This window comes from Burkholderia sp. F1, assembly GCF_050813845.1.
Taxonomy (GTDB): domain Bacteria; phylum Pseudomonadota; class Gammaproteobacteria; order Burkholderiales; family Burkholderiaceae; genus Burkholderia; species Burkholderia ubonensis.
Map to the genome: position 1 here is coordinate 687,710 of NZ_CP172423.1, position 14,465 is coordinate 702,174.

Annotated in this window: 12 protein-coding genes; 7 read left to right on the forward strand and 5 right to left on the reverse strand. The window is 66.0% G+C overall.

The features are described from left to right. The first annotated feature begins 21 nt into the window (after positions 1 to 21). Both fucP and ACFIMZ_RS37325 read left to right on the forward strand, forming a co-directional pair. Positions 22 to 1,395, forward strand: a complete 1,374-nt coding sequence (gene fucP, locus ACFIMZ_RS37320) for an L-fucose:H+ symporter permease (protein WP_431825695.1) — start codon at positions 22 to 24, stop codon at positions 1,393 to 1,395. A 2-nt stretch (positions 1,396 to 1,397) separates the two neighbouring features. Beyond that, a complete protein-coding gene (locus ACFIMZ_RS37325; RefSeq protein ID WP_431825696.1) occupies positions 1,398 to 2,468 on the forward strand; it encodes an aldose 1-epimerase family protein in 1,071 nt (356 codons plus the stop codon). A gap of 16 nt (positions 2,469 to 2,484) precedes the next feature. On the opposite strand, the gene deoR is transcribed toward ACFIMZ_RS37325, so the two are convergent. Next, positions 2,485 to 3,255: a DNA-binding transcriptional repressor DeoR gene (deoR, locus tag ACFIMZ_RS37330; protein WP_059610072.1), complete on the reverse strand. Its 771-nt coding sequence runs from the start codon at positions 3,253 to 3,255 to the stop codon at positions 2,485 to 2,487. Positions 3,256 to 3,393: 138 nt separating this feature from the next. Here deoR and deoC point away from each other — a divergent pair, with 138 nt between their 5' ends. From deoC to ACFIMZ_RS37345, 3 genes are all read left to right on the forward strand, one after another. Next, positions 3,394 to 4,074 (forward strand): deoxyribose-phosphate aldolase, encoded by a 681-nt coding sequence (gene deoC / locus ACFIMZ_RS37335; protein WP_431825697.1) that lies wholly within the window; start codon positions 3,394 to 3,396, stop codon positions 4,072 to 4,074. Between the two features lie 715 nt (positions 4,075 to 4,789). Then, complete coding sequence (locus tag ACFIMZ_RS37340; RefSeq protein ID WP_431825698.1) at positions 4,790 to 9,625, forward strand: RHS repeat-associated core domain-containing protein; 4,836 nt, start codon at positions 4,790 to 4,792, stop codon at positions 9,623 to 9,625. After that, the gene (locus ACFIMZ_RS37345; RefSeq protein ID WP_431825699.1) at positions 9,622 to 10,053 is read left to right on the forward strand and encodes a hypothetical protein; all 432 of its coding nucleotides are present in this window, start codon (positions 9,622 to 9,624) and stop codon (positions 10,051 to 10,053) included. Before ACFIMZ_RS37340 ends, ACFIMZ_RS37345 begins: the two co-directional genes overlap by 4 nt. Positions 10,054 to 10,201: 148 nt before the next feature. Here ACFIMZ_RS37345 and ACFIMZ_RS37350 read toward each other — a convergent pair whose 3' ends face one another. Then, positions 10,202 to 11,140, reverse strand: a complete 939-nt coding sequence (locus tag ACFIMZ_RS37350) for an ATP-binding protein (RefSeq protein WP_431826053.1) — start codon at positions 11,138 to 11,140, stop codon at positions 10,202 to 10,204. A 17-nt stretch (positions 11,141 to 11,157) separates the two neighbouring features. Further along, positions 11,158 to 12,066, reverse strand: a complete 909-nt coding sequence (locus tag ACFIMZ_RS37355; RefSeq protein WP_431825700.1) for a DMT family transporter — start codon at positions 12,064 to 12,066, stop codon at positions 11,158 to 11,160. 90 nt (positions 12,067 to 12,156) lie between these two features. On the opposite strand from ACFIMZ_RS37355, the gene ACFIMZ_RS37360 reads away from it, so the two are divergent. Continuing rightward, entirely contained in the window at positions 12,157 to 12,957 is an 801-nt protein-coding gene (locus ACFIMZ_RS37360; protein ID WP_431825701.1) for an AraC family transcriptional regulator, read from the forward strand. Positions 12,958 to 12,984: 27 nt separating this feature from the next. On the opposite strand, the gene ACFIMZ_RS37365 is transcribed toward ACFIMZ_RS37360, so the two are convergent. Together ACFIMZ_RS37365 and ACFIMZ_RS37370 are read right to left on the reverse strand one after the other, a co-directional pair. Next, a complete protein-coding gene (locus ACFIMZ_RS37365; RefSeq protein WP_431825702.1) occupies positions 12,985 to 13,470 on the reverse strand; it encodes a DUF1772 domain-containing protein in 486 nt (161 codons plus the stop codon). A 3-nt stretch (positions 13,471 to 13,473) separates the two neighbouring features. Beyond that, positions 13,474 to 13,656, reverse strand: coding sequence for a hypothetical protein (locus ACFIMZ_RS37370; RefSeq protein ID WP_431825703.1), 183 nt, complete (start codon positions 13,654 to 13,656; stop codon positions 13,474 to 13,476). Positions 13,657 to 13,747: 91 nt separating this feature from the next. Between ACFIMZ_RS37370 and ACFIMZ_RS37375 the strand changes: the two genes are divergently transcribed. Next, the gene (locus tag ACFIMZ_RS37375) at positions 13,748 to 14,407 is read left to right on the forward strand and encodes a TetR family transcriptional regulator (protein WP_431825704.1); all 660 of its coding nucleotides are present in this window, start codon (positions 13,748 to 13,750) and stop codon (positions 14,405 to 14,407) included. Positions 14,408 to 14,465: the final 58 nt, after the last annotated feature.

Genomic DNA, 14,465 nt, shown 5'->3' on the forward strand with positions numbered 1-14,465 from the left:
CAACCCGGGAAGGAGACACCCATGAGCCGAACCAGAATCGAACCCACACCCGACGGCTATTACCTGAACCGCACGCCCCTCTTCGCGTTCACGCTGCTGTGCTGCCTGTTCGCGCTGTGGGGCACCGCGGCGAACCTGAACGACGTGCTGATCGCGCAGTTCAGGAAATCGTTCTTCCTGTCCGATTTCGAATCGGCGTTCGTGCAATCCGCGTTCTATCTCGGCTATTTCTTCGTCGCGATTCCCGCCGCGACCGTCGTGAAGAAGTTCAGCTACAAGACGACGATCCTCGTCGGCCTGCTGCTGTACACGATCGGCTGCCTGCTGTTCTTTCCGGCCGCGTCGATGGCGAAGTACGGGATGTTCCTCGTCGCGCTGTTCGTGATCGCCGCGGGCCTGTCGTTCCTCGAAACGGCGTCGAACTCGTACTCGACGCTGATGGGCCCGCGCGAAACCAGCACGCGTCGCCTCAACATCTCGCAGACGTTCTATCCGTTCGGCGCGATGGCCGGCGTGGTCATGGGCAGCTTCCTGATCTTCAAGGAAGGCGACGCGTCGCATGCGCAGCTCGCGGCCATGTCGGCCGCCGACGCGCACCTGCACCAGCTCGCGATGATCCGGGCCACGCTCGAGCCGTACCGGTGGCTGATCGTCGTGCTCGTCGCGGTGTTCGTCGTGTTCGCGCTGACGCCGTACCCGGCCTGCAAGGGCAACGGCTCGGACGCCGCGACGCACCGCGTCGACGCGCGCGGCACGCTCGCGCGCCTCGCCGGCAACCGCCGCTTCGTCGCGGGCGTCGTCGCGCAGTTCCTGTACGTCGGCGCGCAGGTCGGCGTGTGGAGCTTCACGATCCGGCTCGCGATGCAGATCGGCGGGCTCACCGAGCGCGGCGCGTCGCGCTACCTGCTCGCGACCTTCTTCGCGTTCTTCGTCGGCAAGCTGATCGCGACGCTCGTGATGAAGCGCGTCGGCCCGGCCAAGGTGCTGATCGTCTACGGCATCCTGTGCATCGCGCTGCTCGCGTACACGATCAGCGTGCACGACATCACCGCGGTGTACGCGGCGGTCGGCGTCAGCATCTTCCTCGGCCCGTGCTGGCCGACCATCTACGGCCTCACGATCGACGGCCTCGGCAAGGACACCGAGTACGGCGGCTCGATCCTCGTGATGAGCATCGTCGGCGGCGCCGTCGTGCCGCTGATCCAGGGGCTGATCTCCGACCACACCGGCGGCAACATGCAGCTCGCGTTCGCCGTGCCGCTCGCGTGCTTCGTCGTGATCGTCTACTACGGCTTCCACTGCCTGCGGCACTTGCCCGCCGCCACGCCTGATGCGGCGCCAGCGGCGAATGCGCAAGCGCGCTACACCGACACACGCAATCCGTCGGGAGCCTGAGCATGCAAGGCGAAATCGAACTGCGGCGCGACGACTTCCGCGAAGCGCCGCGCGTGCTGTACCGGACCGACGGGCTCACGGTAACGGCGTACACGTATCCGTCCGGCGTCGAGGCGCTGAAGATCGAGAACCGCCGCGGCCATCTCGTCGTGCTGCCGTATCTCGGCCAGATGATCTGGGCCGCCGCGTTCGACGGCCGCGACCTGACGATGAAGCACATGTTCCGGCAGCCGAAGCGCGCGGCGTCGATCATCGATACGTATGGCTGCTTCATGTTCCACAGCGGCCTGCTGCGCAACGGCTGCCCCGGCCCGGACGACACCCACGCGCTGCACGGCGAGATGCCCTGCGCGCCGATGGATCGCGCCAGCCTGGTGGTCGGCGCCGATGCGAACGGCGCCTTTGTCGAAGTGACCGGCGAATACGAATACGTGCAGGGGTTCGGCAGCCACTATGTCGCGCGGCCGTCGGTGCGGCTCGCGGAACGCGATGCGCAGATGACGGTCCGCATGGCGGTCACGAACCTCGGCGGCGCGCCGATGGACCTGATGTACATGGCGCACCTGAACTACGCATATGTGCCGGGCGCGCGCTTCGTGCAGGCGCTGCCGCGCGGCGGCCTGCGCCTGCGCGCAAGCGTCCCCGCGCACGTGAAGCCGACCGCCGCCTGGCGCGACTACACGGCGGCGCTCGCGCGCGAACCCGAACGGCTCGGCACGCTCGATGCGCCCGTGCTGTACGACCCCGAGATCGTCTTCTTCATGAACGGCGCGGAAACCGACGAGAACGGCGTCGCGCATTTCCTGCTCGCGCATCCGGACGGCGGCGCGTTCCACACCGCGTATCGCCCCGAGCAGTTTCCGCATGTGACGCGCTGGGTCCTGCACAACGCGGACCAGCAGGTCGCCGCATTCGCACTGCCGTCGACCTGCGAGCCGGAAGGCTACGAAGCGGAGCGCCGCAAGGGCCATGTCGCGCAGCTCGCGCCGGCCGAAACGCGCCGGTTCGAAGTCCTCACGGGCTACCTGAGCGCCGAAGAAGCGCGCATCCGGACGGCCGCGCCGCATGCGTGACGTCGCAAGCCGTGCGTCAGGTCACGAGCGCGATGCCGTGCTCGCGGATCGCCGTTTCGTAGCGGCGGCTCAACTGCCCGTCGGAGATCACGTAGTTGAAGTCGGTCAGCTCGGCGAAGTACGCGGCGCGCACTTCGTCGAACTTCGTGTGGTCGACGAGCAGGAAGCGGTTCTGCGCGTGCTGCATCACCTTCTTCTTTGCATCGACTTCGTGGAAGTTGAAGCAGGTGACGCCGCAGCGGTCGCTGACGCCCGCCGCCGAGATGAAGGCCTTCGACACGCGGATCGTGTCGAGAATGCCGGATTCGGCGACCGACTCGAACACCATGTTCTTGCGGTGATACGTGCCGCCGCACAGGATCACGCTGCAGTGCGGCTTCTGCTGCAGCTTCGCGAACACGTTCAGCGAATTGCAGACGGCGGTGAATTCGAGGTCGTCCGGAATGAAGTCGACGACGAACGGCGTGGTCGAGCCGCAATCGACGAAGATCGTGTCGCCGGTCTTCACGAACTGCGCGGCGAGCTTGCCGATCCGGCGCTTTTCCTCGGTCTGGCGGTTGTTCTCGGCGCTGATCAGGTATTCGCCGATGTCGCTGCGCTGCGCGGCGAAATGGCGCGTCACGTAGCCGCCGATCAGGCTGACGCCGTGCGGGTTGTCGGCGAGATCGCGGCGGATCGTCATTTCGGACACGCCGAACAGCTCGGCGACTTCGCGCAGATGGATCGCGTTCTGCCCCTGCAGCACATTCATCAGCGTCTTGATCCGTTCGCCCTTCTTCGTTTCCATGCTCGTGCCCTGCTTGCCAGCCGCTCGTCGGGCCGGACGCCAGCGCCCGGCCGAAATGTCGTATTTGTAACAAACCGATGTGAAAACATCAACTTTTCGTGCGGCGGTCCCGCCGCACGGCTCAGTGGAGTCTGAAACATGCCGCTTTCCAACGCCCAACTCGCCCAAACCATCGATCACACGCTGCTCGCGGCCGACGCCAGCGATGCGCAGATTCGCGAACTGTGCCGCCAGGCGGCCGAACACCGCTTCTACTCGGTCTGCGTCAATTCGGCGAACGTGCCGCTCGCGGCCCGCGAGCTCGACGGCACGGACGTCAACGTGTGCGCGGTCGTCGGCTTCCCGCTCGGCGCGGGCCTCTCCGCCGCGAAGGCGTTCGAAGCGTCGGCCGCGATCGCGGCCGGCGCCGGCGAAATCGACATGGTGATCAATCTCGGCGCGCTGAAGAGCGGCCGCCTCGCCGACGTGACGGCGGACATCGCCGCCGTGCAGGCCGCGTGCGGCCCGGTGCCGCTCAAGGTGATCCTCGAGACCGGGCTGCTGACCGACGACGAGAAGGTGCGCGTCTGCGAGATCTGCCGCGAGCTGCGCGTCGCGTTCGTGAAGACGTCGACCGGTTTCGGTCATGGCGGCGCGACGCTCGCGGACGTCGCGCTGATGCGCCGCGCGGTCGGGCCGGAGATCGGCGTGAAGGCGTCGGGCGGCGTGCGCGACCGCGCGGCCGCCGTCGCGATGATCGACGCCGGCGCAACGCGGCTGGGCACGAGCTCGGGCATCACGATCGTGACCGACGCAAGCGCGAGCGACGGCGCCTATTGATACGCCGGGCGCCGATGCCCGGAAATGCCGATGCGTTCGCTGCGCGCTTGACGAAGCGCGCAGCGGCACGGCAAGTGTTTCCCCGCTTTCACAATATCTATCCGGTAGCGGTCCGTTTGTGCGCGTTTAAGTACGCCAATGACAAAAGCACCTCTTCCGAAACAAGCGTCCGCAAATCTTCTGTGACGCCAAGGATGTTCGCTCACGAACATTGTTGCTAACCGTTTCCATCTGCTGGACGTGCCTTCAGCCATCCGTTATCTCTTCAGCTTTCGCGAACAAAAATGTAACTGAGAGAACGGGATGGCACGAGAACGAGGTGCACATGGCGCGCTCTTGCAGTGGTTATCTGATCGCCAGTCACATTTCCTTGCGGTGCCAGCGGGCGCCTCAGACGCAAGATTTGTCGATCATCTCGTTCGCCTACGACGAACGGCTTCGGTCAGATACGCAAGGCGCGCGATTTCGAATCGTGTCGGGTGGTCGTCGAGCCGTTTGCCGCGCCATTCATACAAGCGATGCGCATCTATCAGTCAGCGTGCGTGCCGGAATCGGACATGGCGATTGGAGGCGACGTCCGTTGCGCTTCGCCCAGTTCTTGTTCGAATGGTGGCGCGCGTATCCCCCCTCCCCCCAAGCCTGACCAAGACCATTGCGTCGAATTGCCCCTGGCTTTGGCACCCGCATCCGATTCCTCCAGACAAAGAACAAACTCATGGCCTGCACCGAGACCCTTCCCACCCCGCAGCGCCCGATTCCCCAAGCCATCCAGCAGAACGCCGAAGCCCGGCGCGTGATCGTCAGCCCGGTTCCCGCTCCCGCGACATCGCCGAAGGTGGTCGCAGCCCGCGCCGAATCGGTCACGAACCACGGCCTCGAGATTTTCATCCAGTGCCTGTACATGCTTCCGGTCGTCGGCAATGCGATGTCGCTCTACGACGTCGGCGTCGACATCTACCGGATCTGCAGCGAGCCGGGCGGCGCGAAGAAGGTCCTCAGCTGGAGCATCCTCGCGATCGACGCGATCGGGGTCGTGCCCGCGGCGGGCAATGCGACCCGGCCGGCCCGCGTGGTCGTCAAGGAGGTGCTGCTCGCGTTCGCGAAGGGCGCGGGCGCGGCGGTGCTGGTCGATCTGTTCTGGGCAACGGCCGGCGGCGACGTGATCGCGTTCATGGCCGATCTGGATGCGCACCTGAAGCAATGTAAGGACGACATCGTCAAGGGCGTGCGCGAGGCGTCGCGGACGGTGCGGCGCTTCGTGATCAATCCGGTCTCGGCTGCGGAGCAGATGGGGCGCATCCAAAAAAACAGCGGATTCCTGTCCTGGGTGCCGTCGACCGAAGCAATCGCGCTGCACGGCATCGATCAGTTGCTCGAGCTGTCCGGCCAGCGCGACGCGATCGTCGCGTGGCTCGACGAATTCGACCGCAACACGGGGCCGATGCTCGACGCGGCGTTCGGCGACGTGGCGCAGGCCGGCAGCCTGCTGTTCATGGCCGCGCAGATCACCGCGGAGATCAAGGCGCGGCGCGCGCGCAAGGTGCCGTCGCATGTCGCGCAGGCCGCACCGGGCACGATGCTGGCGCCGCACAAGAAGCGCGGCGAGCATCGCGATTCGACGCAGAAGGGTGCGGAGCCGAGCCCGCTACCGGCGAAGGACGGCTGCGGGTGCCCGCCCACCGCGAGCGCGAAGCCGGTCAACTACGCAATGGGCGACGAGAACCTCGAGCAGACGGACTTCATGCTCGACGGGATCGTGCCGATCGTGTGGACACGGCGCTACCGGTCGAGCCTCGCGGCGTATGACGCGAGTCCGCTCGGCGCACGCTGGAGCAGCCCGTATCACCTGTCGCTGGAAGAACGGGACGGCCTCCTGACGTTCTTCGATCCCGACAACCGCGCGGTGCCGTTGCCGCCGGTGGGGATCGGCGAATCGGTCGAGGTGCCGGCCGAGCAGTTCGTCATCACGCGCCCGGATAATCGGCGCATTCAACTGACCTATCCCGACGGCAGTCGAGAGGATTACGAACGGCATGGCACGGTGATGCATGTGTGCTATCGCCTCGTCACCCGCCAGGGCCGCGACGGTCTTGGCCTGGCCTTCTCGTACAACGAAGCCGGCGAACTCGCCACGCTCAGCGACGGTGCAGAGAACACGATCCGCCTCGAATACGTCAACGGACGGGTGTCGGGGATCTACCGCACCAGCGTGGCGGGTCTCGCCCGGGAAGCGCTCGCCCGCTACTCCTACGACGCGGCAGGCGACCTGGCCAGCCACGTCGACATGCTGGGATTCCGGCGCACGTACGCGTACCAGCAGCACCTGCTCACGCGCTACTCGGACTTCAACGGCAACGCCGCGAATCTGGAATGGGACTGGCCGGGCAAGCGCGCAGGCGAGCCCGCGCCGGCCGATGCGAAGTGCGTGCGCACCTGGCTCGGTGAGGACGGGCAGCACATTCAGGACGAGATGCATTTCGAGTACCACCGCGAGCACTGGTACACGAAAGTCACCGATGCGGACGGCCACGCGACGCTCCATCGCTACGACTATCACAACCGGATCGTGCTGGTCGAATATGCGGATGGAACCACGGACGCATTCGAGTGGGACGCACACCACCGCCTCGTCGGCACCAAAAACGCACTGGGCCACACGCAGCGCTTCGACTACGACGCGCAGGGGCGCCTCACCGCCGAAACGGATGCGCTCGGCAACACGACACGCACCGAATACAACGCGGACGGCTTGCCGATCACGGTCACGGCGCCGGATGGCCGTCTCACGCAGACCGAATACGATTCGCTCGGCCGGCCGGTATCGGCAACCGACGCCGCCGGGCGGACCACGCGCTACGCATGGAGCGGCAACGGCCGCCTGCTGTCGCTGACCGACCCGACAGGCGGCGTGAAGCGCTTCCGCCACGACAACGCGGGGCGGCTCGTCGAGTCGACCGACTGTTCCGGCCACGCGACGCGCTACGGCTATGACGAGCGCGGCCACCTGTCGCGCGTCACCGATGCCGAGGGCCACGCGACGCGCTACCGCTGCGACGCGCGGGGGCAGGTCGTCAGCGTCACGTATCCGGACGACGTCAAGGAGCGCTTCACGTGGGACGGCGAAGGCAACCTGCGCACCTACCGGGACGGCGCGGGCCAGGTGACGGAGTATGCATTCAACGCGCGCCGGCGGCCGACCTGGCGCAAGGATGCCGCAGGCCGACAACTGACGTATGCGTACGACCGGCAGTGGCGGCTGACCGCACTGACCAACGAGAACCAGGAGCAGACCCGGTTCCGCTACGACGCGCTGGGGCAGCTGATCGAACAGACGGATTTCGACGGCAGCACGACCCGCTACCGGTGGGACGAGGCGGGCCGGCTGGCCGGCTCACAGCAAGGCGACGTCAAAACGGTCTACACGCACGACCCGCTCAGGCGGCTCACGCGGCGCGAGATCGAAGGTCCGGATGGCCGCGGCCGGGTTGCCGAGCACTTCTATTACGACGCGCGCGGCCGGCTGACGACCGCGCAAAGCCACGGCAGCAAGGTCCGGCTGCATTACGACGATGCCGACAACCTGATTGCCGAAGAGCAGACCCACTGCCCGGACACGGGTGTCGCCTACACGGCGGTGACGCGGCACGAATACGACGCGCTCGGCAACCGGATCCGGACGCAGTTGCCGAATACGCGCACGATCGACTGGCTGCGCTACGGCTCGGGCCATGTGCACGGCGTGCTGCTGGACGGCCAGCCGCTGGTCGACTTCGAGCGCGACAAGTTGCATCGCGAGATCGCCCGCCGTCACCGCAGTTTCGAGCAGAGACGTGAATACGACCCGGCGGGGCGGCTGCAGCGGGTGATCGTGCGTCGCGATGCACACACGCTGCCGACGGACTGGATCGCCGCGCGACAGTACCGGTACGACGCGGCGGGCCAGCTGACGCGCATCGAGGATCGCACGCGCGGGGCGACGGACTACACGTACGATCCGGTGGGACGGCTGCTGAAGGCGGTGACGCCAGACCTGAAGGAAGTCTTTGCGTTCGATCCGGCCGGCAATCCGATTGATCCGGAGCAGCTTCCGCCGCGCCCGACCGAGGAAACGTTGGACGAGATGACGGCGCGGCATGGCCGGGCCGCCGCGCGAGATGTGGAATGGCGGCGCGCGCACCCGGGCCAGGACGAACCACGGGCCCACTTCGAGCGACGCAAACAGGAGGCGGCGGAATACTGGAGGCTGATCGAGTGGGAGCGCGCGCTGCCGAAATGCATGGGCAACGTGCTGAAGGCGCTGAACCGTATCCGCTACGACCATGACGCGCACGGCAACCTGATCCGCAAAACCGAGCCGGGCGGCGTGACGTGGCTGTACGCATACGATGCGGCGAACCGGCTGAAGCGGGCCGATCGCTACGCGAAACCGCCGGCGGCGAACGAGATCGACCGGATCGAGCGGACGCAGGACGGCACCGCGTTCATCCCGGGCACGGTGCGGCCGGCATTGCAGGTGAGCTTCGAATACGACGCGTTCGGGCGGCGCACGCTGAAGGAGGTGGGCCGGCCGGACGGCCGCATCGACCGGACGGTGTTCACGTGGGACGGCGACGTGCTGCTGATGGAAGAGCGCTTCCACCTGCCGCCGCGGCAGCCGGGCGAACGTGAGCCGTTGACCTTCCGCCCGGTCCAGATCGCGCGCGAGGATCCGGACGATGCGTACGCGCTGCCGGTGGCGCAGCGGATGCATACGCTCAGCGAGCGGCATCAGTGGCAAGGGGCGTCGATCTATCTGCATGAACCCGGCACGTTCGTGCCGCTGGCGCGGCTGGACGAGACGCTGGTGGAAGCGGCGTTCATCGCGACGGGGACGGATGGCCGGTTCGTGCAGGTGCCGGCGAAGACGCGGCATGCGACGCTGTTTTACCAGAACGATCATCTCGGGACGCCGCAGGAACTGCTGGACGAGTCGGGGAAGGTGGTGTGGCTCGGCCGGTCTCGCGCGTGGGGGGCGGCGAAGACCATCTGGCAGGCGCAGCCGGAACGCAATGAAGCGGGGAACCCGATCCGGTTCCAGGGGCAGTACCATGATGACGAGACGGGGCTGCACTACAACCGGTATCGGTACTATGATCCGACGTCGGGGCGGTTCATATCGCAGGACCCGATCGGGCTGGCGGGTGGCATCAACGTCTATGCTTATGGCAGAAATCCCATCACATGGATTGATCCGCTTGGGCTGGAAGGCGAAAACCTCGGAGTAATATATCGCGGGGGTAGTCGAACTCCAGTGAATTTGACTCCCCGTACGCAGGACGCGACGGGATTATCTGCCAACATTAATCCCGTTCCGGGCAAGAATGTCGCCATTGACTCATCCAAATTAAACAAATTGTGCGCCATTTGCGACAACAAGAAAACAGGACACATTTCCATCAAACCCAAAGATCCCTCGCAGATGGCTGGCTGGATTCAAAGCAGAGCAGAAGGAGGGGATCATCCGCTGACAAAAGAACTCGAAAATGCTGTTGTGGGAGTTATGAAAAAATGACGGCAATACGAAATGTAAGCAAGGATGTTGGATTTCTATTAAATCCCATAATCGAAGCCCTAGAGAAATTGAAGGAGGATATCATTTGCCGCACGGATGGGATGACAATCCTTGTGGGGGCGTATGGGACGGAAAATTTCATTCTATTTGCATATTTGAGCATACTAAAGCATAAAAATGGAGACGAAATAGCAATTACTGTTTCCGTTGACATTTCCGACGGCCGCATAAATATTGATTCTGATGCGTGCGAGAATTCCGGACGCGTTATTTTGGAAGGTCCAAAGTTAATGGAAAAATTTGCGGATTGGCCTTCCTCTCGCACAGCATGCGATGCCTGGCTGGAAAGGTTTTGCAGTTTTCTTTCCGCAAATATTGATGCCATTGTTGATGAAGCAAAAAAACTTCCCGACGAGGGAGGTGAATAACATAAGTTCGTTCGGCGGTAACAGGCAATCGCCCGCTATGACCATGACCTGCGGCGGAATTTTGTGACCAATAAGGCTGTGAATCTCGCGTTGATATCATCGGAATCCGAACAGCACGCGACGTCAAATGAACGAGACAGCGAGCGGTTCACCCCGCATGCCGCGCGCGGACGCATCCGTCCGCCTCGGCCACATCGAGCCGGCCCGCATGATCGAGCACGAACTGCGCCGCGATCCGGCCCGACCGCGCGCCGCGTTCGAACGCCCACTGCAACGCGGGCTCGCGCGCCGCGCGAATCTGCCCCGCATCGAAGCCGGCGGCGGCCAGGCGGCTTTCGACAACGGCCAGGTATTGTTCCTGCGTGAAGCCGTAGAACGTCACCCGGATGCCGAAGCGCTCGGACAGCGAGATCCGTTCCTCGACCGCATCGCCAGGATGCAGCTCGCCGTTCTCCGCGCGCGACACGTCCGCGTTGTCGCTCGCGTGCTCGGGCAGCAGATGCCGGCGGTTCGAGGTGGCGTACACGAGCACGTTCGACAGGTCCGTCGCCACCGACCCGTCGAGCACGGTCTTCAGTGCCTTGTATCCGGTCTCGCCGGCCTCGAACGACAGGTCGTCGCAAAACACGACGTAGCGCTCGGGCCGCGCACGGACCAGCTCGACGATCGCCGGCAGATCCTTCAGCCCGTCCTTGCCGACCTCGATCACGCGCAGCCCGTCCTTCGCGAACGCATGCAGGCAAGCCTTCACGATCGACGACTTGCCGGTGCCGCGCGCACCCGTCAACAACACGTGATTCGCCGTGCGGCCCCGCACGAACTGCCGGGTGTTTCGTTCGACGACGGCCGCCTGCCGCTCGACGTTGCGCAGCGCATCGAATGCGATCAGCGCCGGCGACGGGATGGGTTCAAGGGGCGCCGCGCGCCGCGGATTGTCGAAGCCGCGCCAGCGGAACGCGACAGACGCGTCGAAATCGACCTCCATCGGACGCTCGGTGCGCGTCATCGCCTCGAGCGCGTTCGCGATCCGCTCGAGCTTGTGCGCGAGCGTCAGCAGGACGCCTTCCGACAGCGGGACCGGGTCCATCGTGCGCGGGCCGACGTTCATTGCCGCGCGCCTTGCGGTTGGCGCGCCGAAAGCGGGAACCGTTGCGCGACCATCACGCCGGCGAGCGCGACGCCACCGCCGAACAGGTGGTAAGGCTGCAGCGACTCGCCGAGCGCGCCGATCGCGATGCCGGCCGTCATCACCGGCAGCAGGTTCATGAACATCGCGCAACGGCTCGGGCCGAGGTGCTTCACGCCTTGCATCCACAGATACGGCAGCACCACCGACGCCAGCGCGCCCGCGTACAGGATCAGCGGCACGCTCGCCCGCGTCGGCCATGCGGCCTGCGCCGGCAGCCGCAGCAGCATCGGCGTCATGAAGGCCAGCGCGGCGACGGCCTGCACGTACGTGGCTTGCCAGACCGGCAGCCTGCCGATGTGCCAGCGCTTGAGCAGCACGCCGTACAACGCATAGGCGGCCGACGCGGCGAGCATCAGCAGGTCGCCCGCATGCACGCCCCGCGCAGCGGCGGCCATCGGGTGGCCCTGCGTGATCAGGCAGACGACGCCGGCGAGCGACAGCATCCCGCCGCCGACCATGCCGGCGCCCGGCGGATCGCCGAGCAGCAGCGAACCGAGCGCCATCGTCATCAGCGGCACGAGCGCCGTGATGATCGCCATGTTCGTCGCGGTCGCGGTCTTCGCCGCCTCGTAGGACAGGCACTGGAACAGCGCCATCGCGAGCAGGCCGAGCACGGCCAGCTTCGGCAGGTGCGCGGCGAGCACGGCGCGATTGCGCCACGCCGGACGCAGCGTGAAAACGCTCATCAGCGCGACGGCCAGCAGCAGCCGATAGAACGTGATCGCCGCAGGATCGATCGTCGACGCGGACAGCTTCGACACGATGACGTTGCCGGCCCAGAGTGCGATCGCGAAAAAAGGGAAAAGCGCGCGGGTCTTGTTCATGGCGTATGAGCGATTAATATCGTTGTTGGCACCTGATGCGAATCGAAGCGTCATCGTGCCTGCCCGCCCAACTGCCTGTCTCGCGCCAACATGCCACGACTTGTCGCCAATCGGACACTCGCATCCACGAGCCCGGATGCCCACCTGCCTTACGAGTCGACGCCGATGCCCGTGTCGGCGATGGCGGCGACGTTCCCGCACGGCACCTGCATCGCCCCGCATCGCCATCGCCGCGCGCAGCTGCTGTATGCGATCGAGGGCGTGATGCACGTCCAGTCCGACGGCGCGTCGTGGGTCGTACCGCCGACGCGCGGCGTCTGGCTCGAGGCGGGGCTCGACCATACGGTGCAGATGAGCGGCGACGTGCAGATGCGAACCGTGTTCGTCGAGCCGGGCGCGATCGAGCATCTGCCCGGGCGGAGCTGCGTCGTCGAAGTGCATCCGCTGCTGCGCGAACTGATCCTCGCGGCCGTCGACGTGCCGCTTGCCTACGCGCCGGGCTCCCGCCACGATCACCTGATGCGCCTGCTGCTCGCCGAAGTGACCGCGGCGCCGCTGCTGCCGCTCTACCTGCCGTGGCCGCACGACACGCGGCTGCGGACGATCTGCGACGCGCTCGTCGCCGCCCCCGACGACCTGCGCACGATCGCCGACTGGGCGGACATCCTCGGCCTGTCGGTCAGGACGCTGCATCGCGGGTTCCTGCGCGAGACGGGGCTCAACTTCCGCCGCTGGCGCGAGCAGGCGCGGCTGCTGCTCGCGCTCAAGCGGCTCGCGCACGGCGAGAAGGTGCTGACCGTCGCGATGGACCACGGCTACAGCAGCCAGAGCGCGTTCTCCGCGATGTTCAAGCGCCATTTCGGCGTGTCGCCGTCGGCGTTCTACACGTAGTCCGCGCGGCACGGTCGCGCGGCGGCGCTATCTCGCCGCGAGCGCGGCGATGAACAAGCCGCACGCCGCCGCGGATGCCACCGTGCGCGCATGATTCCAGAGCGTCCAGTCGCGCAGGTAGCGCGTCCAGAACGCGGCCCCTTCCGCGCCGGACGGATCGGTCACGGCGAGCGCGTCGTTGAGCGGCACGTTGAAGACCATCGTGACGACGAACATGCCGAGCACGTAGCTCGCGCCACCCGCGACGATCCATATCGCGCCGGGTTCGCCGCGATGAAGCAGCGCGAGGATCGCCAGCGCCAGCGACGCCAGCGTCGTGCCGAGAAAGACCGGCATGAACAGCGACCTGACGATGTCGACGTTGATCGCGTTCATCGCGGCGACGCCGGCCGCCGGCGCGACGCGGCCGAGCGACGTCATCACAAACGTCGAGAACGCGAAATAAACCCCGGCCATCAAGCCGCAGCCGATCGCGGAAAACCACAGCAGGACCAGCGTGACGAGCGCGCGCATGGTTCAGGCGCTCCACACGCCGGTCGCGGCGGCCGCGCGCCACGTGCCGGGACGCGCCCGGTCGAACGCGATGCCGGTCGAGCGCGACACCGGCCGGGTCGCGATGCCGAGCTTGCGAAGGCGCGCATCGACGCGTGCGCCCGTTTTGCCTGAACCGCCGACGATGAGGACAGGAAGCGTTGCCATGAGCGTCTCCTTCTGGAAAGCGAGCATGTCTCGCGTTTTTAAAACACGATAGACTCTCGTATTTGAAAGATCAAGTTTTTCCGGAGGGGGCATGGCAACGCGAAAATCGGAGCAGACCGGCAGCGACGACGTCGCGAGCGCTCCGGGCCGGGCGCGGCTCGTTCCGACCCAGCAGCGCAGCCGCGAGCGTTTCGAGCGCATTCTCGCGTGCGCGGCCGAGGTGATGGTCGAGAAGGGCTGCGACGCGTTCCGGATGAGCGACATCGTCGAGCGGACCGGCATCGCGTTCGGCTCGCTCTACCAGTACTTTCCGGACAAGACGGCCGTCATCGGCACGCTGGCGGAGCGCTACAACGCGCTCGGGCACGAATGCGTGCGGCGCGATCTGTCGCGGATGAAGAGAGTCGAGGACCTGCATGGCACGCTGAGCCGCATCACGGACAGCTATTACCGGATGTTCGTCGACGAGCCGCTGATGCGCGACATCTGGCGCGCGACGCAGGCCGACCGGGCGCTGCAGGCGCTCGACGAGGCGGACGGCGCGTTTCTGGCGGGGTTGCTGACGGAGCGGCTGCGGGAGATCGCGCCGGAGGCACGCGATGCGCAGTTGTCCGCGTTCTCGGAACTGACGATGGTGCTGATCGCGGCGGCGGTCCGCTACGCGATCGGGTTGCCGCCAAAGGCGGCAAGGCAGCGGCTGGCGATGTTCAAGCGGACGTTGCCGGTGGATCTGGCGGTGCTTGCGGCGTAGGGGGTATTTGCGCCGATACCGGCAAATCCGGAAAGCATGCATCGCCGCGACGACCGGC

What these genes read in the sequence shown, in the direction of transcription:
- fucP (WP_431825695.1), top strand. Translation starts at nt 22, where the DNA reads ATGAGCCGAACCAGAATCGAACCCACACCCGACGGCTATTACCTGAAC.
- ACFIMZ_RS37325 (WP_431825696.1), top strand. Translation starts at nt 1,398, where the DNA reads ATGCAAGGCGAAATCGAACTGCGGCGCGACGACTTCCGCGAAGCGCCG.
- deoR (WP_059610072.1), bottom strand. Translation starts at nt 3,255, where the DNA reads ATGGAAACGAAGAAGGGCGAACGGATCAAGACGCTGATGAATGTGCTG.
- deoC (WP_431825697.1), top strand. Translation starts at nt 3,394, where the DNA reads ATGCCGCTTTCCAACGCCCAACTCGCCCAAACCATCGATCACACGCTG.
- ACFIMZ_RS37340 (WP_431825698.1), top strand. Translation starts at nt 4,790, where the DNA reads ATGGCCTGCACCGAGACCCTTCCCACCCCGCAGCGCCCGATTCCCCAA.
- ACFIMZ_RS37345 (WP_431825699.1), top strand. Translation starts at nt 9,622, where the DNA reads ATGACGGCAATACGAAATGTAAGCAAGGATGTTGGATTTCTATTAAAT.
- ACFIMZ_RS37350 (WP_431826053.1), bottom strand. Translation starts at nt 11,140, where the DNA reads ATGGACCCGGTCCCGCTGTCGGAAGGCGTCCTGCTGACGCTCGCGCAC.
- ACFIMZ_RS37355 (WP_431825700.1), bottom strand. Translation starts at nt 12,066, where the DNA reads ATGAACAAGACCCGCGCGCTTTTCCCTTTTTTCGCGATCGCACTCTGG.
- ACFIMZ_RS37360 (WP_431825701.1), top strand. Translation starts at nt 12,157, where the DNA reads ATGCCACGACTTGTCGCCAATCGGACACTCGCATCCACGAGCCCGGAT.
- ACFIMZ_RS37365 (WP_431825702.1), bottom strand. Translation starts at nt 13,470, where the DNA reads ATGCGCGCGCTCGTCACGCTGGTCCTGCTGTGGTTTTCCGCGATCGGC.
- ACFIMZ_RS37370 (WP_431825703.1), bottom strand. Translation starts at nt 13,656, where the DNA reads ATGGCAACGCTTCCTGTCCTCATCGTCGGCGGTTCAGGCAAAACGGGC.
- ACFIMZ_RS37375 (WP_431825704.1), top strand. Translation starts at nt 13,748, where the DNA reads ATGGCAACGCGAAAATCGGAGCAGACCGGCAGCGACGACGTCGCGAGC.